The organism is Streptomyces sp. NPDC048389, assembly GCF_040706335.1.
Taxonomy (GTDB): domain Bacteria; phylum Actinomycetota; class Actinomycetes; order Streptomycetales; family Streptomycetaceae; genus Streptomyces.
The window spans coordinates 65049-89768 of record NZ_JBEZKP010000027.1; the positions used below are offsets into that span (position 1 = coordinate 65049).

The 24720-nt window shown below is 70.3% G+C and carries 26 protein-coding genes and 1 rRNA gene; 17 read left to right on the top strand and 10 right to left on the bottom strand.

Annotation, left to right across the window (positions count from 1 at the left end):
- Positions 1-536 precede the first annotated feature (536 nt).
- Both AB0903_RS19800 and AB0903_RS19805 read right to left on the bottom strand, forming a co-directional pair.
- Complete coding sequence (locus tag AB0903_RS19800) at positions 537-1535, bottom strand: inorganic phosphate transporter (protein WP_366704470.1); 999 nt, start codon at positions 1533-1535, stop codon at positions 537-539.
- Between the two features lie 5 nt (positions 1536-1540).
- Positions 1541-2161: a DUF47 family protein gene (locus AB0903_RS19805; protein WP_366704472.1), complete on the bottom strand. Its 621-nt coding sequence runs from the start codon at positions 2159-2161 to the stop codon at positions 1541-1543.
- Positions 2162-2352: 191 nt separating this feature from the next.
- Between AB0903_RS19805 and AB0903_RS19810 the strand changes: the two genes are divergently transcribed.
- The gene (locus tag AB0903_RS19810; protein WP_366704474.1) at positions 2353-2697 is read left to right on the top strand and encodes a metal-sensitive transcriptional regulator; all 345 of its coding nucleotides are present in this window, start codon (positions 2353-2355) and stop codon (positions 2695-2697) included.
- Positions 2698-2854: 157 nt separating this feature from the next.
- Here the strand turns inward: AB0903_RS19810 and AB0903_RS19815 are convergent, their stop codons facing one another.
- Together AB0903_RS19815 and AB0903_RS19820 are read right to left on the bottom strand one after the other, a co-directional pair.
- Positions 2855-3136: a hypothetical protein gene (locus AB0903_RS19815; protein WP_366704520.1), complete on the bottom strand. Its 282-nt coding sequence runs from the start codon at positions 3134-3136 to the stop codon at positions 2855-2857.
- Positions 3137-3338: 202 nt separating this feature from the next.
- Entirely contained in the window at positions 3339-4172 is an 834-nt protein-coding gene (locus AB0903_RS19820) for a hypothetical protein (protein WP_366704476.1), read from the bottom strand.
- A 162-nt stretch (positions 4173-4334) separates the two neighbouring features.
- On the opposite strand from AB0903_RS19820, the gene AB0903_RS19825 reads away from it, so the two are divergent.
- Complete coding sequence (locus AB0903_RS19825; RefSeq protein ID WP_366704478.1) at positions 4335-4502, top strand: hypothetical protein; 168 nt, start codon at positions 4335-4337, stop codon at positions 4500-4502.
- 82 nt (positions 4503-4584) lie between these two features.
- On the top strand, positions 4585-6156 hold the full coding sequence (locus AB0903_RS19830; protein WP_366704516.1) for an FAD-binding oxidoreductase: 1572 nt from the start codon (positions 4585-4587) through the stop codon (positions 6154-6156).
- 52 nt (positions 6157-6208) lie between these two features.
- Here AB0903_RS19830 and AB0903_RS19835 read toward each other — a convergent pair whose 3' ends face one another.
- Both AB0903_RS19835 and AB0903_RS19840 read right to left on the bottom strand, forming a co-directional pair.
- Positions 6209-6925 (bottom strand): phosphatase PAP2 family protein, encoded by a 717-nt coding sequence (locus AB0903_RS19835; RefSeq protein ID WP_366704480.1) that lies wholly within the window; start codon positions 6923-6925, stop codon positions 6209-6211.
- Between the two features lie 244 nt (positions 6926-7169).
- Complete coding sequence (locus AB0903_RS19840; protein WP_366704482.1) at positions 7170-8192, bottom strand: bifunctional lytic transglycosylase/C40 family peptidase; 1023 nt, start codon at positions 8190-8192, stop codon at positions 7170-7172.
- 181 nt (positions 8193-8373) lie between these two features.
- Between AB0903_RS19840 and AB0903_RS19845 the strand changes: the two genes are divergently transcribed.
- Complete coding sequence (locus tag AB0903_RS19845; RefSeq protein WP_366704484.1) at positions 8374-9504, top strand: tetratricopeptide repeat protein; 1131 nt, start codon at positions 8374-8376, stop codon at positions 9502-9504.
- 139 nt (positions 9505-9643) lie between these two features.
- Here the strand turns inward: AB0903_RS19845 and AB0903_RS19850 are convergent, their stop codons facing one another.
- Both AB0903_RS19850 and AB0903_RS19855 read right to left on the bottom strand, forming a co-directional pair.
- Entirely contained in the window at positions 9644-10162 is a 519-nt protein-coding gene (locus tag AB0903_RS19850; RefSeq protein ID WP_366704486.1) for a Uma2 family endonuclease, read from the bottom strand.
- 56 nt (positions 10163-10218) lie between these two features.
- Complete coding sequence (locus AB0903_RS19855) at positions 10219-10635, bottom strand: ATP-binding protein (protein WP_366704488.1); 417 nt, start codon at positions 10633-10635, stop codon at positions 10219-10221.
- A 194-nt stretch (positions 10636-10829) separates the two neighbouring features.
- Here AB0903_RS19855 and AB0903_RS19860 point away from each other — a divergent pair, with 194 nt between their 5' ends.
- The 9 genes from AB0903_RS19860 to AB0903_RS19900 all read left to right on the top strand — a co-directional run bounded on the left by AB0903_RS19860 (position 10830) and on the right by AB0903_RS19900 (position 19902).
- On the top strand, positions 10830-11702 hold the full coding sequence (locus AB0903_RS19860; RefSeq protein WP_366704490.1) for a helix-turn-helix transcriptional regulator: 873 nt from the start codon (positions 10830-10832) through the stop codon (positions 11700-11702).
- Positions 11693-12031: a DUF397 domain-containing protein gene (locus AB0903_RS19865; protein ID WP_366704492.1), complete on the top strand. Its 339-nt coding sequence runs from the start codon at positions 11693-11695 to the stop codon at positions 12029-12031. The genes AB0903_RS19860 and AB0903_RS19865 overlap by 10 nt, the downstream gene beginning before the upstream one ends.
- Before the next feature lie 236 nt (positions 12032-12267).
- Positions 12268-12438, top strand: coding sequence for a hypothetical protein (locus tag AB0903_RS19870; protein WP_366704494.1), 171 nt, complete (start codon positions 12268-12270; stop codon positions 12436-12438).
- 354 nt (positions 12439-12792) lie between these two features.
- Positions 12793-13101: a hypothetical protein gene (locus tag AB0903_RS19875; protein WP_005315450.1), complete on the top strand. Its 309-nt coding sequence runs from the start codon at positions 12793-12795 to the stop codon at positions 13099-13101.
- Between the two features lie 129 nt (positions 13102-13230).
- Complete coding sequence (locus AB0903_RS19880; protein ID WP_366704496.1) at positions 13231-14073, top strand: hypothetical protein; 843 nt, start codon at positions 13231-13233, stop codon at positions 14071-14073.
- Complete coding sequence (locus tag AB0903_RS19885) at positions 14063-15364, top strand: hypothetical protein (protein WP_366704498.1); 1302 nt, start codon at positions 14063-14065, stop codon at positions 15362-15364. Before AB0903_RS19880 ends, AB0903_RS19885 begins: the two co-directional genes overlap by 11 nt.
- Positions 15361-16917, top strand: coding sequence for an SCO6880 family protein (locus AB0903_RS19890; RefSeq protein WP_366704500.1), 1557 nt, complete (start codon positions 15361-15363; stop codon positions 16915-16917). The genes AB0903_RS19885 and AB0903_RS19890 overlap by 4 nt, the downstream gene beginning before the upstream one ends.
- 11 nt (positions 16918-16928) lie before the next feature.
- Positions 16929-18341 (top strand): ATP-binding protein, encoded by a 1413-nt coding sequence (locus AB0903_RS19895; RefSeq protein WP_366704502.1) that lies wholly within the window; start codon positions 16929-16931, stop codon positions 18339-18341.
- Between the two features lies 1 nt (position 18342).
- On the top strand, positions 18343-19902 hold the full coding sequence (locus tag AB0903_RS19900) for a type VI secretion protein (RefSeq protein ID WP_366704504.1): 1560 nt from the start codon (positions 18343-18345) through the stop codon (positions 19900-19902).
- A 95-nt stretch (positions 19903-19997) separates the two neighbouring features.
- Here the strand turns inward: AB0903_RS19900 and AB0903_RS19905 are convergent, their stop codons facing one another.
- The gene (locus AB0903_RS19905) at positions 19998-20549 is read right to left on the bottom strand and encodes a GNAT family N-acetyltransferase (RefSeq protein ID WP_366704506.1); all 552 of its coding nucleotides are present in this window, start codon (positions 20547-20549) and stop codon (positions 19998-20000) included.
- Between the two features lie 133 nt (positions 20550-20682).
- On the opposite strand from AB0903_RS19905, the gene AB0903_RS19910 reads away from it, so the two are divergent.
- Genes AB0903_RS19910 through AB0903_RS19925 form a run of 4 tightly spaced genes read left to right on the top strand, consistent with a single transcriptional unit; the run spans position 20683 to position 24389 of the window.
- Complete coding sequence (locus AB0903_RS19910; RefSeq protein WP_366704508.1) at positions 20683-21621, top strand: ATP-binding cassette domain-containing protein; 939 nt, start codon at positions 20683-20685, stop codon at positions 21619-21621.
- A complete protein-coding gene (locus tag AB0903_RS19915; protein WP_366704510.1) occupies positions 21618-22388 on the top strand; it encodes an ABC transporter permease in 771 nt (256 codons plus the stop codon). Before AB0903_RS19910 ends, AB0903_RS19915 begins: the two co-directional genes overlap by 4 nt.
- A gap of 37 nt (positions 22389-22425) precedes the next feature.
- Positions 22426-23721: a histidine kinase gene (locus tag AB0903_RS19920; RefSeq protein WP_366704518.1), complete on the top strand. Its 1296-nt coding sequence runs from the start codon at positions 22426-22428 to the stop codon at positions 23719-23721.
- On the top strand, positions 23718-24389 hold the full coding sequence (locus tag AB0903_RS19925; RefSeq protein ID WP_366704512.1) for a response regulator transcription factor: 672 nt from the start codon (positions 23718-23720) through the stop codon (positions 24387-24389). The genes AB0903_RS19920 and AB0903_RS19925 overlap by 4 nt, the downstream gene beginning before the upstream one ends.
- A 69-nt stretch (positions 24390-24458) precedes the next feature.
- Here AB0903_RS19925 and rrf read toward each other — a convergent pair.
- Positions 24459-24575 (bottom strand): 5S ribosomal RNA (gene rrf / locus AB0903_RS19930).
- Positions 24576-24720: the final 145 nt, after the last annotated feature.

Here is a 24720-nt window from a genome sequence, read left to right on the forward strand (position 1 = left end):
TACCGAGGGCGGGCGCACCCCTTTCCCCGCGGGTAGGGGCCACCCGGAGCGGGGCGGCTTCCCCTTCGGGGCGGGGCGTCCCGAGCGGGGCCGTCCCTTCTCTCTGGGGGCGGGGCTCAGGGCCCCGGAGACCCGTCCGGTGGCGCGGACGGGAAGGTTACGTAGTTCCAAGAGCCGCAGCCGGACCGGGCCCGACCCCAGCCCGTCCGGCGTTCGAGGACACCCCGCGAGGCGCGGCACCGGCACCCGACAGGGGCCCGGTCCGGAACCCTGGCGGGGCGGGGCGCAGCCCCCGCAGTGCCGGACGAGGGCCCGGCGGGCCGCTGGGCACGCCCGGGCCACGCCCGGTTTCGGCAGGGGCGGGACGCAACCCCCGCACACCCGGGCCGGCGAGGTCCGGGGCGGAGCCCCGGTTTCGGGAAGGGGCGGGGTGGGGGAAACGCCTCGCGCAGCGGCCCACCACCCCCGCGCGCCCCCCAACACACGCAGCGGCCCCCACCGCCCACCGGGCGACAGGGGCCGTGCACAACCGGTCGTCAGCCGAAGAGCACGTACACCACGCCATAACTGAGCGCAGCGACAGACGCCGCCGCCGGCATCGTGATGAACCACCCCAGGACGATGTTCTTCGCGACACCCCACCGCACCGCGTTCAACCGCTTCGTCGCCCCGACGCCCATGATCGCCGAGGTGATCACATGTGTCGTCGAGATCGGCGCGTGGAACAGGAACGCCGAGCCGAACATGATGGACGCGCCCGTCGTCTCCGCCGCGAACCCCTGCGGCGGGTCCAGCTCGATGATCTTGCGGCCGAGTGTCCGCATGATGCGCCAACCGCCCGCGTACGTACCCAGCGACAGCATCACGGCGGAGGCGATCTTGACCCAGATCGGGATCGGCTCACCCGGGTTCTCGACGTCGGCGATGACGAGGGCCAGCACCACGATGCCCATCGTCTTCTGCGCGTCCTGCAGACCGTGACCGAGCGCCATGCCCGCCGCGGAGACCGTCTGCGCGATACGGAAGCCACGCTTCGTCTTGTGCGGGTTCGACTTGCGGAAGATCCACATGATCCCGACCATCACCAGATAGCCGACGAGCAGGCCGACCACCGGCGAGATGAACATCGGGATGACGATCTTCTCGAGCACACCGGTCCAGATGACCTCCGTCCCGCCGGCCAGCGCGGCTCCGACCATGCCGCCGAACAGCGCGTGCGACGAGGACGACGGCAGGCCGAAGTACCAGGTGATCAGGTTCCAGGTGATCGCACCGACCAGCGCGGCGAACAGGATGCCCATACCGGCCGCGCCGGCCGGCGTCTCGATGAGCCCCTCACTGACCGTCTTGGCGACGCCCTGCCCGAGGAACGCACCGGCGAGGTTCATCACCGCGGCCATGACCAGCGCCGCCCGCGGTGTCAGGGCCCGCGTGGAGACGGACGTCGCGATCGCGTTGGCGGAGTCGTGGAAGCCGTTGGTGTACGTGAAGAAAAGCGCGACCCCGATGGTCACAACCAGGGCAAAGGTGTCCACGTGGTTCAGGACTCCTTGACCGCGATGGTCTCCACCGTGTTCGCGACGTGCTCGAACGCGTCCGCAGCCTCCTCGAGCACATCGACGATCTGCTTGAGCTTGAGGACCTCGATGGCGTCGTACTTGCCGTTGAAGAGGTGGGCGAGGAGCTTGCGGTGGATCTGGTCCGCCTGGTTCTCCAGCCGGTTGACCTCGATCCAGTACTCGGTGAGGTTGTCCATCGTCCGCAGATGCGGCATGGCTTCGGCGGTCAGCTCCGCGGCCCGCGCCAGGACTTCGATCTGCTGCTCGACGCCCTTGGGCAGTTCTTCGATGTTGTAGAGGACGACCAGGTCGACGGCCTCCTCCATGAAGTCCATGATGTCGTCGAGGGACGATGCCAGGGCGTAGATGTCCTCGCGGTCGAAAGGTGTGATGAACGAGGAGTTCAGCTGATGGAAGATCGCGTGGGTAGCGTCGTCACCCGCATGCTCCGCCGCCCGCATCCGTTCCGCGATCTCGGCCCTGGCGGAGGACTCCGCCCCGAGCAGTTCCATCAGGAGCTTCGAGCCCGTGACGATGTTGTCCGCGGATGCGGCGAACATGTCGTAGAAGCTCGTCTCCCTGGGGGTCAGACGAAATCGCACGGAGGGTCCTCAGGGTGCTGGGGTTCGGTCAGGCTGATGCTAAGCGCATCATCCGGCCACGGCTAACGGCATTATCCCAGTCTCGCCCATGGGGCAAGGCGTCCAGCACAGGACCCCACCACTTTCCGAACGATTCGTTACCATATACCCATGAGGGGTATACACCCCTTTCTGGACAACGGGAGGACGCGATGACGACCACCGAGACGGCCGGCCTTCCGGTCACGGACCACGAGACCGACCACGACCACGGCGTGCACGGGTACCACAAGCAGAAGGACGAGCACCTCAAGCGCCTGCGGCGGATCGAGGGCCAGATCCGCGGTCTGCAGCGGATGGTCGACGAAGACGTGTACTGCATCGACATACTCACCCAGGTCTCGGCCTCGACCAAGGCCCTGCAGTCCTTCGCGCTCCAGCTGCTGGAGGAGCATCTGCGGCACTGCGTCGCCGACGCGGCGGTGAAGGGCGGCGACGAGGTCGACGCGAAAGTGGAGGAGGCCACGAAGGCCATCGCCCGCCTGCTCCGCACCTGACCGGGCCGCGCCCCGTCCGCCCCACACACCCCGTCCACCTCTGACGCCCCCGCCCCTGACGGAGTGTGCCCGTACCGCGTTCCGCCCCGCCCCTGGAATTCGTTTCCGGCCCGGCGCCGGTGGCTTGATCTCGACGGTCGAGTCCCGCCGCCTGCCGTCAGGCCCTTCGGCGGCCCGCCGGCTGCCCCACACCGGGACCCGGCGACCGGGCGGCGGACGCTCTCGGCAACGGCGGCCCGGGTGACGGCAACTCATGACGGTCGGCGCGCGCCGAGCGGTCGACGCGGTCCGCCGCCACCATCAGCACCTCGTCGATACGGTCCGGGCTGAGCCGCTCCCCGACCGCGGCCGACGCGGCGATCATCAGCTCACCGCACAGTTCGATCTCGGCGAGGGCCACGTGGTCCTCCTGGACGGTGGTCGTACTGGACGGAGCCACGTGCAATCACCTCTTCCGGCCGATGTCGGTCTCCTAGCGTAGGGAGCGGCGCACGCCCCGCGCATGGCACGTCCGGACCATTTGGGTTCTGACTCCCCCGGCACGCCCCCCTGGGCCACCCCGGCCCAGCCCCCTTCGACCACCCCGGCCCGACACCTGCCGCCACCCCGCGGCCACCCCGCGCCAACCAGGCGCCGCACGCTCAGACGTCGACCTTTCCGGTGTAGATGTCCCGGTTGTCAGGCAGCCGGACGACGACTTTGGTCCCGAAGTCGAAGAGGACCGTGGTCGATGTGACCTCGACCGTCCGGCCCTCGTTGGCGAAGGTGAAGCGGTGCCGCACCTTGCGGAGCCTGCCCGCCTCGTCCAGATAGGCATCGAACGGCACCACGTCCTCGGCGAACCCTTTCGCCGCCGCGGCCAGTGACGCTCTCGTATGAGGAGCCGCGGCCCGCGCCGCCCGCCCGATGTCGGTCGTGCCCCTGAAGTGCCGCACCTTCTGGCCGGAGAGCTCCACGTCCCCGACGTACTTCACCCGGTCGGCGCCGCGCAGCAGTTCCGCGGCGGCGAGTGGATCGGTCGCGCCGCCCGTGACGAGATTCCCGTCGTCCAGCGTGGTCGTGTCGACCCGGACCCACTTGTCGGCGGGCACGCCCGCGCCGCGGTTCTTCATATAGAGGGCACCGGGCGTCAGCAGTTCGGTGATCGGCTCGTGCTCCTCCGCACCGGCGGCGTCCGGCGGCAGGACGACCTTCAGGCTGCCCATGCCGCGTGCGAAGTCGTACCCGCCCTCCCCGCGGATGGTGACCCGCGTCCCGCCGGACGCCATCTCCATCGACGTACGCGCCTTGGAACTGCGGGCGCCCGTCAGCGTGTCCGCCGCCTTGCGTACCTCGTCGACCGAGCCGCCGGGCCGCACGCCACCGTCGTCACCGTCCACGGCGGCACCCCCGCCGGAGCATCCGGCGGCCGTGGCCACGGCCACGGCGGTCACGACGGCGACCGCCGCGCCCCTGCGCTTGTGCTGCACCACCATCGCCTGCCAACCCCCAACGCCGGACCGCTGCCTGATTCGGGACTCGCCCTGCCTCGGCCCCCTGGGGGCCTGGGACACCCATGCGCATAACGACGGCCCGGGCACGCCGTCACGCCGGGCACCCGGCGTTCACCGCCGCAGGGGCCGCAGTACCTTTGATCCGTGCCTCAGCAGGACGTCTCGACCGGTGATCCGGAAACGCACGTGGCCACGACCGTCGAGCGCGGCTCCTTCGCCATCGCCCGTTGCAGTTGCGGCTGGTCGGGCCCGGCGAGACGCTCCCGTGACAAGGCGCGTACGGATGCCGCGTCGCACACGTCGGCGCCATGACCCGCGGTGCCCCGGCGACCGGCCCGCGACAGGAACCCGCAGGCCACGGGAGCCGTCTCGTTCCACAGGAGGTTCCATGGAACTGGACCGGCGCTCACTGCTGACCACCGCTGTCGCCCTCGCCACGAGCGCCGCCGCCGCGGGCTGCACGCGACAGGAGACCGGCACCCCACCGCGCACCTCCGCCCCCACCCGGACCGGCACCCCGCCGACGCCGTCCGCCGGCACGACCGCCGCCGCCGACTGGGCCGCTCTCGCCCGCGGTCTCGACGGGCAGCTGATCCGCCCCGGTGACGCGGAGTACGCGAGCGCCCGGCTGCTGTACAACACGCGCTTCGACTCGCTGAAACCGGCGGCCGTCGCGTATGTGGCGGGCGAGGACGACGTACGGGAATGCCTCGCCTACGCGAAGGCGCACGCCACACCCGTGTCGATCCGTAACGGCGGCCATTCCTACGGCGGCTGGTCCTCCGGGAACGGACGCCTCGTCATCGACGTGTCGTCACTGAACCGGGTCGGCGCCGACGGCTCCGTCGGCGCCGGTGCCAAACTCATCGACGTCTACAACACCCTTGCCCGGCACGGCCGCACCGTCCCCGCCGGTTCATGTCCCACCGTGGGCGTCTCCGGCCTCACTCTCGGCGGCGGGCACGGCGTCACCTCCCGCGCCTACGGACTGACCTGCGACAGCCTGACCGAGGCGACGATCATCACCGCCGACGGCAAGCGGCGAGTCGCGAGCGCGGACGAGAACAGGGACCTCTTCTGGGCCCTGCGTGGCGCGGGCAACGGCAACTTCGGCGTCGTGACCGGCTTCCGGTTCCGTACGCATCCCGCACCCGACACCGTCTCCGCGTTCCTGAACTGGCCGTGGCAGAAGGCGGAACCGGTGCTGGCCGCCTGGCAGCGCTGGGGGCCGGACCTGCCGGACGAGATCTGGTCGTCGCTCCATCTCGCCGCCGGCCCCGGCGGCACCAGGCCCACCCTGTCCGTCACCGCCTTCACCCTCGGCTCGCAGAGCGACCTGCGCAACGCCCTCGACCGGCTCGCGGACGCGGTCGGCTCGCCCGCGGCCTCCGTCGCCCTGCGCCCGCGCAGCTACCGCGACGCCATGCTCGCCTACGCGAACTGCCTCTCCCTGAGCGAGGAGCAGTGCCGCCTGCCGGGCACCACCCCGGGCCGCGGCCGGCAGGGGGCGCTGCCCCGGGAGACCTACGCGTCGGCCTCCGACTTCTACGACCGCGACATCCCGGCCGCCGGACGCCGCGCTCTGACAGCGGCGGCTGAGGCGTTCACCCGTATCCCGGCCGACGCCAGCGGCGGCGGCGGTTCGGTCGCGCTCACCGCGCTCGGCGGAGCGATCAACCGGGTCGACCCGCTGGCGACGTCGTTCGTCCACCGGCGCTCCCGGATGCTGGCCCAGTACATCGCCGCCTGGCGGCCGGGCACGGCGGGAGCCGCCCAGCAGGCGTGGCTGAAGGACACCCATGCGTCGTTGCGCCGGTACACGTCGGGCGCGGCGTACCAGAACTACGCCGACCCGAACCTGACCGACTGGCGCCGTGCCTACTACGGCCCGGCCCTCGACCGCCTCACCCGCCTGAAGCACCGCTACGACCCCGACCGCCTCTTCGACCACCCGCAGGCCCTGTAGCGCGCCGGACCACGGCCGCGACCGGTGGGAGGCCAGGCCCCGGGGGCGCGGGTCAGGCAGCGAGGCCGTTCTCGCCGTGGCCCTCGGCCCTCGGCTCCGGGACGCCCAGCGTCTCGGCCGGCAGCGCCGCACCGGCCGGTGCGCGCTTCGACCGTACGACCCACCCGAAGGGGCGCGAGGCCGCGACCGCCGACACCAGCGGCGTGAGCAGCGCGAGGGCGAGCGGCGCGAGCAGCAGGGCCACCGCCGTACCGAGCGCGAATCCGCCGATGACGTCGGTCGGGTAGTGCACGCCCATGTAGACCCTGCAGAACCCCTCGGCGACCGCGAGGCCGAAAGCGGCCAGCCCGAACCTGCGGTGCGCCACGAACAGCCCGGCGGCGATCGCCATCGCCATCGTCGCGTGGTCGCTCACGAACGAGTAGTCGGTCTTGCCCTCGACGAGGACCTCGATGCGCTGGTGGTCCAGGAAGGGCCGCGGTCTCTCCACGAAGCCCCGGATGGGGATGTTGATCAACAGTGCGATACCGGCGGCGAGCGGTGTCCAGACCAGTCCGGCGACCGCCGACACCGAGTCCTCCGCCGTGCCGCGCCGGCGCACGCTCCACCAGCACCAGAGCACCACCAGCACCATGGCGAGCATGATCCCGTACTCGCCGACGAACCCCATGACGCGGTCGAGCCAGGGAGGTGCCTCCTTGGCGAGGCCGTTGATGTCGTAGAGCAGGCCGACATCCGGGTTCAGCCCGTCTGCTGCGAGTCCAGCCATCTGCTGCGGCCCCTTGCCTTGTGCCTGCCGACGCACCTGCCTGTGCGCCGCTCATCGACCCCCGTGGTGGTGCGGTGTCTGCTGCATGGTCGGTGCGGCCTTCCCTGCACAGGAAACGACGTGATCGGCGGCCGCGTTCCCCTCTCCACCGAACGAACACGATCACGTTATCGAAGGGTGACATGTCGTCGCAGCTCAGAGCCCTGCGGCAAGCGTCGCTTTCCGGCCACCCGTTCGCGTCACGTCACTCTTTCGGAGTCTTCGGCAGGTCCGTCGGCAAAGCGCGCGCACCGTCCTCCGTCACCCGGGTCGCACCGAAGTAGTCCGGCGTGTCGATCTTGTCGAACCGGATCACCGCCCCTGTGTACGGGGCGTTGATCATGTACCCGCCGCCGACGTACAGACCGACGTGCCGGATGGCGCGCGAGTTGCTCAAATCGTCGGAGAAGAAGACCAGATCGCCCGGGAGCAACTCGTCACGGGACGGGTGCGGTCCCGCGTTGTACTGGTCGTTCGCCACCCGCGGCAGTTCGATCCCCACCGTGCGATAGGCCGCCTGCGTCAGACCCGAGCAGTCGAAACGCCCGCCCTGCTCGGGCGTTCCGTTCCCGCCCCACAGGTACTTGGTGCCCAGCTTCTGCTGCGCGAAGTAGATGGCCCCTGCCGCCTGCCGCGACGGCTCGACCCGCCCCACCGGCTGGGCGAAACTCTTCTCGAGCGTCCGGATGACCTTCACGTAGTTCTGCGTCTCGCGATACGGGGGAACACCGCCGTACTTGATGACCGCATACGCGCCCGCGTTGTAAGCGGCAAGCATGTTGGCGGTCGGATCACCCGGCACCTTGCGAACATATCCAGCCAGTTCGCAGTCGTACGAAGCCGCCGACGGAATCGCGTCCGCCGGGTCCCACACGTCCCGGTCGCCGTCCTTGTCCCCGTCGATGCCGTGCGTCGCCCAGGTGCCCGGGATGAACTGCGCGATGCCCTGCGCCGCGGCGTGGCTCTGCGCCCTGGGGTTCCAGCCGCTCTCCTGGTACAGCTGTGCGGCGAGCAGCGCGGGGTTGATGGCCGGGCAGAGGTTCCCCCATGTCTGCACCAACGCCTGGTACTTCGCCGGCACGGCCCCCTTCGCCAGCCCCACGGCCCCGTTCTTGGCATTCCCGCCGAGAAGCCCGGAGGCCGCGGAGTACGTCCCGACGACGAGCAGCGCGACGAAGCACAGACAGAACCCGATCGAGAGCCCAGCGGCCAGCCACGCCTTACGCACCGTCAACCGCCTTTCGACGCCGGGTAGTCCGCCATCCGTCAGTGTAGGCGGCGACACCGTCCGTCGAGGGTTTCCGACGGCACCACCGCCGGGCGTCCGGCCGGCAGCGCGAAACGTCCTGCGGCCGAGGCGGCGAGGCGACCGCGGCGTCGCCGGTGCGCTGTCCCTGTCGTACGAGTCGATGCCTCCTGAGGACCGCAGCGCCTTCCGGCTGCTCGGCCACCACCCGGGCCGGTACATCGATGTGCAGGAGGCCGGTGCGCTGCTCGGCCGCGGGGCGACGGAGGCCGAGGACGTCCTGGAACGGCTCGTCGACGTAAGCCTGCTCGAAGCCAGGGAGCCGGGGGCGTACGCCTTCCACGACCTGGTGCGGCACTTCGCTCGGCGACTCGGCCAGAGCGAGCCGGCCACCGGGGACACCGAGGCCGTGGAACGTCTTCTCGACCACTACCTGGCGCGGGCGGAGAACGCCGGTGACACCCTCTTCCCCGGCAGGGCCCGATACAGCGGTCCGAGCGGTGGACCCGCCGGCGGGCTGCCGGAGTTCGGCAGCCGGGACGCCGCTCTCAAGTGGCTCGACCAGCACCGGGACAGCCTGCTGGCTGCCGTGGACATGGCACAGAGCCACGGGTTATTGCGCCACGCGGGACGGCTCCCGCGCGAACTGGGCTTCCATTCGAGCATCCGCAGTTACGACCTGGAGGCGAACGTGGCGCTCGAAGCCGGTGTCGGCGCCGCGCGGACACTGGCGGACCCCGCGCTCACGCGGCTCAACCTCACCAATCTGGCCATGGGGCAGTGGCGCCTCGGCCACATCAGGGAGGCGGTGGCCCGGCTCGAGGACGCCCTGGACATCTCGCGCTCCATGAACGACGCGCGCAGCGCCGCCGAGTGCAAGGCCAGACTGGGGCAGGCGTACAACAGTCTGGGGGAACTCGGACACGCACTCAGGCTCAGCGAAGAAGCCAACCGCACGGCGCGTGCGACGGGCTTCGCGCGGCTGGACGGCTCTTCGCTGAGCACCATGAGCCATGTGCGGGCACGGCTCGGGCAGTTCGCAGAGGCCGCCGCGGCGGCACGGCAGGCACTCGCGGTCTTCGACTCGATCGGCGAGATACAGCTGTCGGTGGACGCCCTCGCCTATCTGTCCCGGGCGCTGGAAGGCACGGGCCGCCTCGAGGAGGCGCTCGCCCGCGCCGACGAGGCCGTGGAGCGCTGCGAGCAGCTGCGCGGTCCAGGAGGTCCGCCTCCGGCAGCTCGGGATCCCACAGCGACCAGACGCGGAACCCCGCATCGACGGCCTTGCTGGTGAGCTGGTGATAGGGCATCACCAACAGCACCCTCTTGTTCCGACAGCTCGTGAATGGGGCCATGTCCACCACTGTGCGCCGATGGATTCCCGGCCCGGTCCTCTCGCGTTCCCGTCGGTCCCGGTGCCACGTCGGGTCACCTCATACGCTCCCCCCGGCCTCTCCGTAGACGGCGAGCGCCCCCGTGACGAGATCGAGCGCCGACGGCTCTGGGAGCGGGACGGCCTCGCCGTACGTGCCGGGCCGGGTGCGCCGGTAGCGGGCCCCGTCGGGCGCGGTGTGCAGAGCCCAGGTGCCGTGGCGGGGGTCGACGACCAGGAGGGCCCGTACGTGCGCGACCGCGTACCAGTCGGACTTCCGGCCGAACTCCCGGCTCTTCTCCTGCCGTGGCACGATTTCGACGGCGAGTGCGATGTCCTGCGTGCGTATGGTCCGCTCCCGGGTCTCCACGCCGTCGACCAGGACGGCGAGGTCCGGCACGGCGAAGTCGTCGGGGTCCATCGGTATCCGCACGGACGGGGCTTCGACGACTGTGGCGTGCTGCGCGATCCGGTCAGCCAGGTCCCGGGCGACTGCCGCACGCGTCCGGCAGTCGGTCCGCGACAGCACGAGGCTGCCGGCGAGGATCTCCACACGTAAGTCGGTCGCCCGCGCGATCATGCGCGCCACCTCGCGGGGACTGCGCGGCAGGACACGCCCGAGCAGACCACGCCTGCTCAACGCGCACCACCGCCGAGCTCGACCCAGAGCAGCTTCCCGCCCTGCGGCAGCGCTGTCGCGCCCCACTCGTCCGCGCAGTGCGCGACCAGGCAGAGACCACGTCCGCCGGTGGCGTCCGCCGCGGGGCGGCGCGGCAGGCCGGCGAACGGAGGCGGGATGTCGGGGTGGGTGTCCCACACCCCGAGCCGCAACCGCCCCGCCTCGGGGGCGCGCAGCCGGAGCCCGTAGGGGCCCTCGGTGTGGCGGTACGCGTTGGTGACAAGCTCGGAGGCGAGCAGCTCCGCGGTCTCGGCCAGGCCGGCGAGGTGGTGGGCGTGAAGGACCGCCCGCAGGATGTGCCGGGCGACGCCGGGCGCCCGGGGATCCTGCGGGAGTTGAAGGGTGTAGGTCCAGGGCGGGGCTACGGTGGTCATGGAAGTTCCCCTGTCGGGAGTCGCGTTGAGGATGCGGTGGTGGTTGCCCGGTGACCAGGTCGCTCCGTCGAGCGGGGTACTTCCAGGCGGGTGGCCTGAGTCACACCGTAGAGCGCGCCATGGAATACATTCCATGCAATCCAGCGAATTGATCGCAGTTACCCTCGTGTGGGTGACGCTGCCCGGGAGAGTTGATGACGCCGAGCTCCACTCCAACCGCCCGCCGCCAGCGGCTCGGCGCCGAGCTCCGCAAGCTGCGCGAGCGGGCGGGCCTCACAGCGACGCAGGCCGCCGCCCTACTGGGCGGCAATCAGGCACGGATCAGCAACATCGAAGCCGGCCGTTACGGCGTCAGCGCTGAACGGGTACGCACCCTGACCTGCCTCTACGAGTGCTCGAACGCCGATCTGACAGAAGCCCTCGCCGCCATGACGGGGGACCGCAAGCGAGGCTGGTGGGAGGAGTACCGCGAGGTCCTTTCCAGCGGACTGCTCGACCTTGCCGAACTCGAGCACCACGGGCAGCGGTTGCGTACCGCGCACACCTCCGGCATCCCCGGGCTACTCCAGACCCGGGAACACACCCTGGAGGTCATGCGCCAGGTGGTGCCCGCCCTACCCCCACCCGACGTGGAACACCGCCTGTCGTTCCGCATGAAACGCCAGGCGGTTCTCTTCCGGGAGGAGGCCGTGCCGTACCAGGCGATCATTCACGAGGCCGCCCTGCGGATGAAGTTCGGCGGCCCGTCCGTCGCCGGTCGCCAGCTCCAGCACCTCTTGGACATGGGGGAGCACACCCACATCACGATCCTGGTGCTGCCCTTCGAGGCAGGCGCGTTCCCAGGTTCGGGCCAGCCGCTCTACTACGTACACGGCCCGTTGCCGCAGCTGGACACGGTCCAGCTGGACCAGGCGCACGGGATCGTCCTCCTGGACGCGGAGGCCCAGCTCGACAAGTACCGCCAGGTCTTCACCCGGCTGGAAAGCCTCGCACTGGACGCGGACTCTTCCGCAGACCTCATCCACAACATCGCCAAGAGCCTGGGAAGGGACCGGACGTGTTTGTAGACAGCTGGCAGAAGTCGTCGTACTGCGGCGAAGGCGAGTCATGCGTACACGTCACCGCCTCAGAGGGCTCGGTCAAACTGGCCGAGAGCAGCGATCCGGACGGGCTCATACTCCGCACCACCCCCGACGCCTTCGCCTCCCTCACCCACGCGCTCAAGACCGGCGCCCCGAGCCCGGACATAGACGTCACCCGCACCCCCGACGGCCTGATCCGCGTCGGCGGAGTCGTCACGACGACACCCGAGAAGTGGGACGCGTTCGTGCTCGGCGTACGAGCCGGCGAATTCGACCACATCGGGCGGCCGCCCCTGGATGCGCCCGGTCGGTGAGCGCGTGGGGCCGCCCTCCCAATCTTGATCTCGATGTTCGCGGCTCCGGGGCGTGCGCCAAGGGCGCTCGCGCCTCCGTGAGCTCGCCCATCCGGGAACGGCCGGATCGCGACCCCGGGGAAGGTGGTCTGGACCTGTCGCCGCTACTGTGTGTCACACAGCCCAGAAGGCTGAGGTCAGATCCCCGCCCGGTGACCACGCGCGGGGCCGGCAACACAGCACCACAGGAGCAAGACGTGAAGAACGCCGCGAGCGTGACGGACACCCCCGACACCAAAGACGCGCGCAACGAGGCAAAGGCAGCCCGCCGCAAGGGTGACTCCGGCGGCATGGTCGCGACGGTGACCTTCGTCGTACTCCTCGCCCTCGCCCTGGGGCTGCTCGGCTACATGGTGGTCAGCGGCTGACCCCACAGGGGCAGGCAGGAGAGCCAAGGCGGTGCGGGTCCGGTCTCGGACCCGCACCGCCTTCGGCGTACCCGACCGTCGCGCTTCCCGGACGAACCATCCCAAAGGTGGAACAACGACAGTCATTGCCCGAAGTCACCCTCCGTGATACACAGAGTGACCATGCAGACAGTCGCACCGACCCGAACCGCGCCGCCGCAGGTCAGAGCGGCTGGTTCGGTCATACGTGCGGAGATCGGGTAAAGAGACCCTCCAAGTCGGCATACGCGGGCGGTTTCATCAGCGAAGATAGGACCCAAGAGCCTGTGCCGAGCGGCACGGGCGGCTAACAACCCAACAGGGGCGGTGAGTTACATGATCCTGGCAGCGGAAAAGGGCGACATCACCACCATCATCGGCGGAATCGCCCCGAACTGGGGGCCGTTCGGAAGCCTGGGCAACGAGGCTCGGGTGATGATCGAGGTCGTGATGGCCATTGCCATCCTCCTCTGCCTCGGAATCGCGATCTGGGGAGCGGCCAAGCAGCGCATCGGTGCGACGGCGCTGCGCGACACGTTCAGCGCCGAACAGGGCAAGGGCCTGATCGTCGCCGGCCTGACCGGTGTCTTCATCATCGGGTCGCTGGGGACCTTGTTCACCATCGTCTACGGGATGGCTGTGTAAGCGCCCGTCAGTCCTCCGGGCGCGCCCCGGGCCCACCGTTCGAGGTTGCGTCTCCCTGATGTCGAGTCACCACACCCTGTCCGCACGGCAAGCAGTACGCCCATCACTGGTTGAGGGGGCCTGGGCGAGATGAGCCTCGGCGACGATCACGGCTACGGCGGCGAGCCGGGCGGCGGCTCCGGCCAGACGCGTACCCGCCTGCCGGGCAGCGGCGACCCGGACGTGTACGGAGGCGCCCGCCGCCCTGCGCGCAGCGGCTCACGCTCCCTCATCACGGTGCTCGGTGTGGTGGTGCTGCTGATCGCGGCGATCGCTTTCGCCAACCGGGGCGGGGACGGCGGGGACGACGACGCGTCGGGCGGTGCCAAGGAGCCGGCGGCCCAGCCGACGGCTCCGTCCGGCGTCCGCCCGGTCAAGGGCAACACCGGCGGCATCCCGACGGGCTATGCGCAGGACGAGCAGGGGGCGCAGAGCGCGGCGGCGAATTACGCGGTGGCGCTGGGGTCGGCCGACATGTTCGACGAAACTCGACGGGTCGAGATCGTCAACACGGTGTACGCACCGGACGTCGCGGCTGCCCGACGTGGTGACCTCGACAGCGTCTATTCCAGCAAAGAGTTCCTGACGGGCATCGGTTTGAAGCCGGACGGCACGGCGCCTGCCGGAATGACCTTCATCACCCGCTTCAATCCGGTCGGTGCCAAGGTTGAAAGCTTCACGCCGAACCGGGCGAGCGTCTCGGTCTGGTACTCGGCCCTCTTCGGGCTTGCGGGCGAGGGCTCCCAGAACCCGGTCACCGAGAGCTGGTACACGAACACATTCGACTTGAGATGGGTTGACGGTGACTGGAAGGTCGCCGACTTCACACAGAAGGAAGGCCCCGTGCCAGTCGGCCGGGACCAAGCGGCTTCAGGTGCTCGAGAGATGGCGGACGCCGTGCAGCAGTTCGGAGGGTTCACGTATGCCCGCTAATCGCCGAGCCGCGTTGTTCGCAGCTGCGTTTGCCACCACGCAGGCAGGCGCCGTGGCGTTGGCGACTCGAGCCGCCGCCGAACCGACGCCCGCACCGAGCAATGACCCTTGCGACCTCATCCGTGGCCCCGCCCGCGACTACTGCGAAGACGGCGAAGGCGCCGCCAACCCCGGCAGGACCGGGCTGGACGCCGATCCCTCCGCCGCGCTCGACCCGCTCTCCGCCCTCGCCCGCGGCTGTGCCGACGCCGCCTCGTGGACGATCGGGAAGCTGTCGGAGGCCGTCGAGTCGACGGCCACCGTCGACTTCACGAACCTGACCTTCCTCGCCCACTACGCCATCGTCTTCGCCGCCGCGTCCATCCTCACGCTGCTGCTCTGGCTGCTGGCCGTCGCCAAGCGGGCCGTGCGGGGCGTGCCGTTCATGACCGCGGTGTCCGAGGCCGTCGGGTTCCTCTGGCTGAGTGTGCTCGCCTCCGCCTTCACGCCCCTGATCCTCTTCACGCTCGTGTCGGTGACCGACGCCGTCACCGAGGTCATCGCGGGCGGTACGGCACAGCAGACGGACATGTTCTTCGGGAACTTCTCCAAGGCGCTCGCCAAGGGCGACGACATCGGCGGCGGGCCGATCATGCTGATCGTCGTGTCGCTGGTGACGATCCTCGCCGCCGGTGTGCTGTACCTCGAGCTGTTCATCCGGGCCGTGCTGCTCTACGTCGGCGCACTGCTCGGCGTCGTCGTGTACGCGGGCCTCGTCGACAAGAACATGTGGGGGCACGTCCGGCGCTGGGCCGGGATCATGATCGCGATCATCCTGGTCAAGCCGGTGATCGTGATCGTGCTGGGCCTCGCGGGAGCGCTCTCCGCCGACGGCGGGCCGGACTCGTTCTCCGCCGTCGTGTCCGGGCTGGCGATCATCCTGCTCGCCATCTTCGCGTCGGCGATGATCTACCGCTTCGTCCCCGGTTTCGGCGACGAGATCGCCGCCTCCCGCAACAACCGCATCCAGAACGGCGCCGAGAACAAGGCGGCCGCCGTCATCAGCTCCCCCGCGGCGCTCGTGTCCCAGGGCATCAAGACCCACAGCAGCCGCGGCAACCAGAACACCGGCGGCGACGGCGGGGGCGGCAGTAGCCCGCGCCCCGCCAACCCCGCCTCCGGCGGCATGGCGGCCCACGGCAGCCGTGCGTCGGAGGGGGCGGCGGGCGCGGCGCCCGCACCCCGTAGCAGCAGTCCGACGAGCGGGACCCCGCACGGCAATCGCAACAGCACAGGAGGTGGCCGGCGTTGACGACCCAGTCCCATCCGATCACGCCCCGCCGCACGTACCTCATCGGCCGGGCCCGACCGAACGCGGTCATCGGCAAGAACCGTGAGACCGGCGAGATCGCGCTGATCATCGCCGGCGCGTTCCTCGGCATGATGAGCGGGCTGCTGGTCCCCTTCCTGTCACTGCGCATCGTGCTGCTGATGGGCTTCCCGATGCTGGCGCTCGCCGCCGTCTACGTGCCGTACAAGCAGCGCACCTTCTACAAATGGTTTGAAATCAACCGCAGCTACAAACGGTCCCTGCGCAGCGGCGGCACCCTCTACCGTTCGGGCGCCGTCGAGGCGGGCACCCGCCTCGACGGCCGGGAGGTCGAGGTCGGGCCGCCGCCCGGTATCGGGCGTATCAGCTGGCTCGCCGCACCGTTCGGCCCGGACGAGATCGCCGTGCTGCTGCACGCCGACCGCCGGACCGTCACCGCCGCCATCGAGATCGAGGGTCCCGGCGTGGGCCTGCGGGACAGCGAGGACCAGGAGGCCCTGGTCGACCGTTTCGGCACGCTCCTGAAGCATGTCGCCAACGGCGACGGCTTCGTGACGCGGATCCAGATGCTGGCACGTACGCTGCCCGCCGACCCGGACGCCCACGCCAAGGACGTCGCCCAGCGCGGCGACCGGAACGCCCCCGGCTGGCTCCAGCAGTCGTACGACCAGCTGCAGTCGATGGTGTCGACCTCCAGCGAGCAGCACCGCGCCTACCTGGTGGCGTGCATGCACTACTCCCGCGAGCTGGCCGCGGAGGCGCACACCATGGCCCGTGCCGCCAAGGCGGCTTCCGGGGCGCGGCGGCTCGACAAGGACGCCGGCCTCGCCGTCGTCATGGCGCGTGAACTGACCGACATCTGCGCGCGGCTGGCGGAGGCCGACATCCGGGTGCGGCAGCCGCTCGGCCAGTCCCGCCTCGCGTCGCTCGTGCACTCCATGTACGACCCGGACCACCCCATCGACCACATCCAGGCGATGACGAAACGGAACGCCTGGCCGGCCGAGCTGGACGCCGTCGAGCCGACCTATCTCCAGGCGAAGACCCGGGAGTCGTCAACCCGGGCCCCCTGGTGCCACTCGACCGCGTGGGTCAAGGAATGGCCGCTGACGCCCGTCGGCGTCAACTTCCTCGCCCCCCTGCTGGTCCACACTCCGGACGTGATCCGTACGGTCGCGGTCACCATGGACCTGGAGCCCACCGAGGTCGCCATCGAGCGGATGCTGACCGAGAAGACCAACGACGAGGCGGACGCCAGCCGCGCCGCGAAGATGAACCGGACCATCGACCCGCGTGACATCGCCGCGCACGGTCGGCTCGACCAGCGGGGTGAAGATCTCGCGAGCGGTGCGGCGGGGGTCAACCTCGTCGGGTACATCACTGTGTCGTCGCGTTCCCCCGAGGCCCTGGCCAGGGACAAGCGCACGATCAGGGCCTCCGCCGGCAAGTCGTACCTGAAGCTGGAGTGGTGCGACCGCGAGCACCACAGGGCCTTTGTGAACACCCTGCCGTTCGCGACCGGCATCCGCCGATAGGGGCCCGTGTGATGCGAGATCCGCTGTCCATCCTCACGGATGCCTTCACCTCCTTCCTCTTCGGGAAGGTGGAGACGACCCGTCTGCCCGTCCGTACGTCGACGGGCCAGGCACAGGCCGTCTACCTGCCGACCGCCGCACCCGGCCTCGGTGACTCGGGTGTGATCATCGGCCGCGAGGTCTACAGCGGCAAGGGCTACATCTACGACCCCTTCCAGTTGTACGGGCAGCAGCTCCCCGCCCCCCACTGGCTCGTCCTCGGCGAGTCCGGCAACGGCAAGTCGGCCCTCGAGAAGACGTACGTGCTGCGCCAGTTGCGCTTCCGCGACCGCCAGGTCGTCGTGCTCGACGCCCAGGGCGAGGACGGCGTCGGCGAGTGGAACCTGATCGCGCAGGAGCTGGGAATAACTCCCATCCGGCTCGACCCGATGACCGCCCTCGACGGCGGCATCCGCCTCAACCCGCTGGACCCGTCGATCACCACGACCGGCCAGCTGGCGCTGCTCCGCACGATCATCGAGGTCGCCATGGGGCACGGCCTGGACGAACGGGCCGGCTTCGCGCTCAAGGTGGCGCACGCGTACGTCAACGCGAGCGTCACCGACCGGCAGCCGGTCCTCACCGACATCGTGGAGCAGCTGCGTCACCCGAAGCCGGAATCCGCGGAGGCCATGAACGTCGACATAGACGATGTCCGCGCCTGGGGTCTCGACGTGGCGCTGGTCCTGGACCGGCTCGTCGACGGCGACCTGCGCGGCATGTTCGACGGGCCGACCACCGTCGGTATCGACCTCGACGCGCCGCTCATCGTCTTCGACCTGTCGCACATCGACCGCAACTCCATCGCGATGCCCATCCTGATGGCGATCGTCGGTGTCTGGCTGGAGCACACCTGGATCCGCCCCGACCGCAAGAAGCGCATCTTCCTGGTGGAGGAGGCGTGGCACATCATCAACAGCCCGTTCGTCGCCCAGCTCTTCCAGCGGCTGCTGAAGTTCGGACGGCGGCTCGGTCTGTCGTTCGTGGCGGTGGTCCACCACCTGAGCGACGTGGTGGACGGGGCGGCGGCGAAGGAGGCCGCGGCGATCCTCAAGATGGCGTCGACCCGGACGATCTACGCCCAGAAGGCCGACGAGGCACGGGCCACCGGCAAGGTGCTGGGGCTGCCACGCTGGGCCGTGGAGATCATCCCCACCCTGACGCCCGGTATCGCGGTGTGGGACGTCAACGGAAACGTCCAGGTCGTCAAGCATCTGATCACCGAGGCGGAACGGCCACTGGTCTTCACCGACCGCGCCATGACGGAGTCCTCGGTGCCCGCCGTACCGGAGCACGTACAGGCCGCGGAGTGGGAGGCGGAACAGCGCGCACGACTCGTCGAGCAGCAGCAACTGGGCGAGTCGACAGAGTCGACGGTGGCGTGAGATGTACGAGGACGGCCGTAAGGACCACACGCGGCGCGAAGGGGGCGTCCCCGACGGCCTGCTGGTCGGGCTGCTGGCCTTCCTCCTCGGCCTGACGCTGCTCGTCTGGTCGGCGACGGGCCTGGCCGGTCTGTTCACGCACGGCTCCTGGCCGTCCGGGGTCACCTTCACCGACACCCCGGCGGCCATCCGGGCGCTGGCCGCCGCCCCGCAGGACCTGGCCGCCGCCTGGCCCGCCACGCCGCCCGGCGAACTCTCCGGGTACGGACCGTTCTGGGGGCTGCTCATCGGGCAGTTGATGGTGCTGATCGTGCTGACGGTGTTCGCGCTGGGCACGTTGGCGCGCTGGCGGGCAGTGCGCGCGGCAGCGCGTGCCGCGGCGCGTGAGCCCCGGCGCGTACGGGCCCCGGGGCGCGAGCCGGAGCCGCCCGTACACGGGGAAGCCGTGCGAGAGAGGACAGTGCTGGAGAAGACCACGGCACCGCAGGGCGAAGCGGCACCGCAGGCCGAAGCCCCAACGCAGGCCGAAGCGACACCGGTAGCCACCGCGCCGTTCACCGCCGCTCCCGTCGCGGACGCGGCTCCCGGGACGTTGCCCACCGCACCGCTGCCCGCCGTCCCGGGACCCCGCACCCGGACACCCCGGGTGCTGTACGGCAATCCCTCCGGCCGGCGCCCGGCCGCCGTCCAGGCACTCCTCGACGCGGAGGGCCCGGCGCTCGTCGTGACCTCCGATCCCGCCGTGTGGGCCGAGACCAAGGGCGCACGCGCCAAGCTGGGGCCCGTACTCGTCTACGACCCGGGGCACCTCTGCGACACGCCCGCCCGGCTGCACTGGTCGCCGACAACCCACTGCGAGGACGACCGGACGGCCGCCGCCCGCGCCGGCGCCCTCCTCGCGCCCGTACGCCCCCGGGCGCTCATCGACGCGGCGATGGCGGACACCGCGGAAACGCTCCTGCGCTGCTGGCTGCACGCCGCGGCCGTGGACGGGCGCCCGTTCCGCCAGGTCCACCGCTGGGCTCAGGGCAACGGCGCCCACGAGCCCGTACGCATCCTCCGGACCCACCCCAAAGCAGCCGGCGGGCTCGCGGGGCTGCTCGAATCTGCCCTCACCTCCCACCCCGAACGGCGAGAGATCGCGCAGGAGTTGACCGCACGCACGTTGTCGGCACTCTCCTCGGTCCACATCCGCGAGGCATGCACCGCGAATCGAACGGATTCGCTCACACTGGAATCATTCGTGACCGAAGCGGGCACGCTTTATGTGGTGGGTGAACCGATCGAAGATCCTCGCACCCATCCCGGCGCGATGCCTCTCCTCACGGCACTCGCAGCAGACGTGGTCGAGCACGGCCGCCGCATGGCCGCACGGTCATCCGACGGTCGGCTCGACCCACCAATGACTCTCGTGCTGGACGACGTGGCGGCCGTCGCCCCGCTCCCCGGACTCCCCGAGCTGCTGGCGGCCGGCGAGGACCAGGGCATGCCGACGCTCGCACTGCTCCGCTCCCCCGAACAGGCCCGCGCCCGCTGGACCGCGCCACTGCCCCGGTGCTGAGTACCGAGCCCTGAGCCCCGATCCCCGCAACCCCGGCGCACGCCCGAGCCGCGAACCCCGGCAACCCCGGCCCACCTCCGAGCCCTGAGCGCCTGTCAATCCTGAGGCAGGCGCCGGATCTCGTACTCCTGCGCCATCTCGTCGTCCGGCACCGGACCACTGACGCCGCTCGGGACGAAACCGACCTTGCGGTAGAGCGCGGCCGCCCTGGCGTTGTCCGAGTGGAACAGCAGCCGCACCCGCTCCACAGGCGGCGAGTCCAGCGCCCACGACCACTCCAGCGCCGCACGGAACAGCGCCTCGGCAAGCCCGTTGCCCCGCGCCTCCTGCCGTACGAACACGCCCACCACATGCGTCTGCTCGACCGGGGCCGGCGTACCGATGAGGGCGCTGCCCTTGTGCTCGACCAACACGGACGCCGTGCCGTCCCACCGGCCCCCCGGCGCCTCGGCCACGAACTGCACGACATCGACGCCCGCGGCGGCGTTCGCCGTGCGCTCCTGCCAGGCCGAGTCCGGCCGTTCGAGAGCCTGCTCGTACGACTCGTAGAAGGCTATGGGGGCGAGCGGGTCCCGCAGGGCGTGGAGCCGGAGATCACGGGCCTTGGCCCACTCCTCGGCACGCACGCGGCGGATGACGTATTCCATCCCCTGATACTGCCCCTGACCAGCACACCCGGGCAACGCCGTTTCTCCGTCGTACCCCGGTACTACCCCCGCTCCCCGCTCTGCCGCCCACGGTCGGACGCCCGGCCCGGGCCCGCTCCGTAGCGTCGACGGCATGACCGAACCCCACGGCATCGAAGCCGTCGAACTCACCAAACGCTACGGCGACACGACCGTCGTCCAGGACCTCACCTTCCGTGTCAGGCCGGGCTCCGTGACCGGCTTCCTCGGACCGAACGGCGCGGGAAAGTCCACCACCATGCGCATGCTCCTCGGTCTCGACGCCCCCACCCGCGGCCGCGCCACGATCGGCGGCCGGGCCTACGCGGCCCACCCGGCTCCTCTCACCGAGGCCGGAGCACTGCTGGAGGCCCGCTCCATCCACCCCGGCCGCACCGCCGGAAACCATCTCCTGGCCCTCGCGCACACCCACGGCATCCCGCGCTCCCGCGTCGACGAGGTCATCGCCCTGACCGGGCTCACCGATGTGGCAGGACGCCGGGTCAAGGGCTTCAGCCTCGGCATGGGCCAGCGTCTCGGCATCGCCGCCGCCCTGCTCGGCGACCCGGCGACCCTCATCCTCGACGAACCCGTCAACGGCCTCGACCCGGAAGGCGTCCTGTGGATCAGGACGCTCCTGAAGTCCCTGGCGGCCGAGGGCCGTACCGTACTCGTCTCCTCCCACCTCATGAGCGAGATGGCCCTCACCGCCGACCACCTCGTCATCATCGGCCGCGGCCGGCTGCTCGCCGACACGACCGTGGAGGCGTTCGTACGGGACTCCGGCGCGAGTGCCGTGAAGGTGGTCTCACCGGAGGCGGCCACGCTGGCCCCCCTGCTGGACGGTCCGGATGTCGACGTCGAGCGGACCGCGCCCGGCGAACTGCTCGTACGCGGCACGGACGGCGAGACCGTCGGCCGCACCGCCGCCGCCCACGGCATCCCGCTGTACGAACTCACCCCGGTCACCGCCTCGCTGGAGCAGGCGTTCATGGACCTCACGCACGACGCGGTCGAGTACCAGGCCACCCGCCTCGAAGGAGCAGCGGCATGAACGCGTACGCACTGACCCCCAAGCGCGTGCTGCGTTCCGAGTGGCACAAGCTGTGGACGCTGCGCTCCACGTGGATCACGCTCCTGACGGCCGGCGTCCTCACCCTCGGCATCGGCCTGCTGATCGGCGCCACGTACGAGTCGGGCGGCGGCGACGGCGACGTGGACGTCGTCGTACTGACGCTCATCGGCGTCCAGTTCGCGCAGATCGCCTTCGCCGTGCTCGGCATCCTCGTCACCGCCGGCGAGTACTCGACCGGCATGATCCGCGCCTCGATGACCACGGTCCCCCGCAGGCTCCCCGTGCTCTGGTCCAAGGCCGCGGTCTTCGGCGCCGTCACCCTCGCCGGCACGCTCGTCACGGCCTTCGTCACCTTCCCCGCGGCACAGCTGTTCTTCACCGGCACCGACCAGGAGGCGTCGCTCGGTGATCCGGGCGTGGTCAGGGCCCTGGTGGGCAGCTCCGCCGGGCTCACCCTGATCGGTCTGACCGCCCTCGGCCTGGGCGCGCTCGTACGGTCCGTCCCGGGCGCGATCGGGGCGTTCGTCGGCGGTGTCATGGTCCTGCCCGAGGTGATCACCCTCCTTCCGTACAGCATCGTGACGGACGCCATGGAGTACTTCCCGGCGAAGGCCCTGGAGTCCCTGATGTCGGCACAGCCCGCCCCGGGGGCGGCGTCACCGGTCGGAGCGCTGCTGGCGCTGACCCTCTGGGCGGCGACGACGCTGGTCCTCGCCGGTGCGATGCTCAAGCACCGGGACGTCTGAGGCCGGGCACGTGTACGAGGATGTGGGGATGGGGGTGGTGCGCATGGCCCGGCAGCGGAACGACCGACCGTCGACCCGCTCCGCGCAGCAGGGCTGGTCGACGGGAGCGCAGCCGCTCACCCGCCGGCTGCACCGGCTCACCGAGCGGACACGCTCCGTCGACCGCCGCCGTCCGCTGGTCTGGGACCTGCATCTCACGGGCGCGTTCGTGTTCGCCGCGATGGTGGACGCCGCGGGTGGCTGGCGAAACGTGGCCTTCAACGACGAAGTGCCGCTCTGGCTCGTCGTCCTGATGAGCCTCGGCTTCTCCCTCCCCCTGCTGTGGCGGCGCACCCACCCCCTCGCCGTGCTGCTCGTGATGCTCCCGTTCGCACTGGTCAACGCGGCGAGCGGGGCACACCTCCAGGCGTCGTTCCTCCAGATGATCGCCGTCTACAACATCGCGCTGCGGCTGCCGCTGCGGACCCTGGTGTGGTCGTTCGGCACGGTGCTCGTGCCGCCGGCGGTGGGGGCCTCGGTCTACCCGGTGGGCAGCTGGGACCAGCAGTTCGTGCCGATGCTCGACAGCTTCGCGCTGGTCGCTCTGCTGGGACTCGTGGTCCGCTCACGGAAGGAGTACCTGGCGTCACTGGTGGAGCGGGCCAGGCAGCTGGAAATCGAACGCGACCAGCAGGCACAACTCGCGGCGGCGGCGGAACGCGCGCGTATCGCACGGGAGATGCACGACATCATCGGCCACAACCTGTCCGTCATCACCGGCCTCGCGGACGGCGGCGCCTATGCGGCCGCGGGCTCCCCGCACCGCGCCGCCCAGGCACTCGAGGCCATCGGCACCACCAGCCGCCAGGCTCTGACGGAGCTGCGCCGGCTGCTCGACGTCCTCCGCGAAGAGGCCGAGACCCGGCCCGTCGCGGAGCTTGCGCCACAGCCGGATCTGACCGACCTGGACGGGCTGGTCGAGCGGGTGTCGGAAGCCGGACTGCCGGTCGGCCTGACGGTCGAGGGGACCCCCGGCACACTGCCGGCGGGCAAGCAGTTGACGGTGTACCGGGTCGTCCAGGAAGCCCTCACCAACACGCTGAAGCACGGCGGTCCGAGCGCCTCTGCCACCGTGGATGTGCGGTACGCCGCCGACGGCGTCACCGTCACGGTCACCGACACCGGAGACACTCCGTCGACCTTCGCGGACCCGGGCTCGGGCCCGGGCCGCGGTCTGACCGGAATGCGGGAACGAACCGCCCTGTACGGCGGCACACTTGAGGCCGGCCCGCTCTGCCGGCCCGGTGGCGGCTGGCGCGTCCGTCTCTCCCTCCCGAAGGAAACCGACCAGTGACGACCGTACTCATCGTCGACGACCAGCCCATGCAGCGTTTCGGCTTCCGCATGCTGCTGGAGAGCCAGGACGACATGACGGTGGTGGGTGAGGCGGGCAACGGCACGGACGCCGTCCGCGCGGCAGGGGAACACCGTCCCGACGTCGTGCTCATGGACATCCGCATGCCCGGCCTCGACGGCATCGAGGCGACCCGCCGCATCGTCGCCTCCGGCGCCCGCACCCGCGTCCTGATCGTGACGACGTTCGACCTCGACGAGTACGCGTACAAGGGCCTGCGCGCCGGCGCGAGCGGCTTCCTCATCAAGGACGCCCTGCCGGAGGAACTCCTCTCCGGCATCCGCGCGGTGGCGGCCGGGGACGCGGTCGTCGCTCCCAGCCTCACACGAAGGCTTCTCGACACCTATGTGCAGCATCTGCCTGAGACGGGGGACGGTGTGAAACCGACTGCACCCGACGAGCGTCTGGCGCGGCTGACCGAGCGAGAGCGGGAAATCCTGACGGTCATCGGCCAGGGCTGGACGAACACCGAGATCGCGACGCGGCTGCACCTCGCGGAATCGACGGTGAAGACGCATGTGGGCCGCATCCTGGCGAAGACGGGCGCGAGGGACCGGGTCCAGGCCGTCATTCTGGCGTACGACAGCAGGCTGGTGAATCCGTCGTGATCGGTCGTGAATCGGTCCGGAACGCAGGAAAGCCCCGTACCAGAGGCACGGGGCTTTCCCACAACAATTGTTCGGCGGCGTCCTACTCTCCCACAGGGTCCCCCCTGCAGTACCATCGGCGCTGAAAGGCTTAGCTTCCGGGTTCGGAATGTAACCGGGCGTTTCCCTAACGCAATGACCACCGAAACACTATGAAGATATCGAACTACCAGCCGGCAACCCACACAACATGCAGGTCGGGCGAGTTCGTTACTTCAGAACTAACACAGTGGACGCGAGCAAATGAGGACAAGCCCTCGGCCTATTAGTACCGGTCAACTCCACCCCTTAC

What these genes read in the sequence shown, in the direction of transcription:
- AB0903_RS19875 (WP_005315450.1), top strand. Translation starts at nt 12,793, where the DNA reads ATGATCCTGGCAGCGGAAAAGGGCGACATCACCACCATCATCGGCGGA.
- AB0903_RS19910 (WP_366704508.1), top strand. Translation starts at nt 20,683, where the DNA reads ATGACCGAACCCCACGGCATCGAAGCCGTCGAACTCACCAAACGCTAC.
- AB0903_RS19900 (WP_366704504.1), top strand. Translation starts at nt 18,343, where the DNA reads ATGTACGAGGACGGCCGTAAGGACCACACGCGGCGCGAAGGGGGCGTC.
- AB0903_RS19855 (WP_366704488.1), bottom strand. Translation starts at nt 10,635, where the DNA reads ATGACCACCGTAGCCCCGCCCTGGACCTACACCCTTCAACTCCCGCAG.
- AB0903_RS19880 (WP_366704496.1), top strand. Translation starts at nt 13,231, where the DNA reads ATGAGCCTCGGCGACGATCACGGCTACGGCGGCGAGCCGGGCGGCGGC.
- AB0903_RS19895 (WP_366704502.1), top strand. Translation starts at nt 16,929, where the DNA reads ATGCGAGATCCGCTGTCCATCCTCACGGATGCCTTCACCTCCTTCCTC.
- AB0903_RS19850 (WP_366704486.1), bottom strand. Translation starts at nt 10,162, where the DNA reads ATGATCGCGCGGGCGACCGACTTACGTGTGGAGATCCTCGCCGGCAGC.
- AB0903_RS19885 (WP_366704498.1), top strand. Translation starts at nt 14,063, where the DNA reads ATGCCCGCTAATCGCCGAGCCGCGTTGTTCGCAGCTGCGTTTGCCACC.
- AB0903_RS19845 (WP_366704484.1), top strand. Translation starts at nt 8,374, where the DNA reads ATGCCTCCTGAGGACCGCAGCGCCTTCCGGCTGCTCGGCCACCACCCG.
- AB0903_RS19810 (WP_366704474.1), top strand. Translation starts at nt 2,353, where the DNA reads ATGACGACCACCGAGACGGCCGGCCTTCCGGTCACGGACCACGAGACC.
- AB0903_RS19915 (WP_366704510.1), top strand. Translation starts at nt 21,618, where the DNA reads ATGAACGCGTACGCACTGACCCCCAAGCGCGTGCTGCGTTCCGAGTGG.
- AB0903_RS19835 (WP_366704480.1), bottom strand. Translation starts at nt 6,925, where the DNA reads ATGGCTGGACTCGCAGCAGACGGGCTGAACCCGGATGTCGGCCTGCTC.
- AB0903_RS19860 (WP_366704490.1), top strand. Translation starts at nt 10,830, where the DNA reads ATGACGCCGAGCTCCACTCCAACCGCCCGCCGCCAGCGGCTCGGCGCC.
- AB0903_RS19905 (WP_366704506.1), bottom strand. Translation starts at nt 20,549, where the DNA reads ATGGAATACGTCATCCGCCGCGTGCGTGCCGAGGAGTGGGCCAAGGCC.
- AB0903_RS19820 (WP_366704476.1), bottom strand. Translation starts at nt 4,172, where the DNA reads ATGGTGGTGCAGCACAAGCGCAGGGGCGCGGCGGTCGCCGTCGTGACC.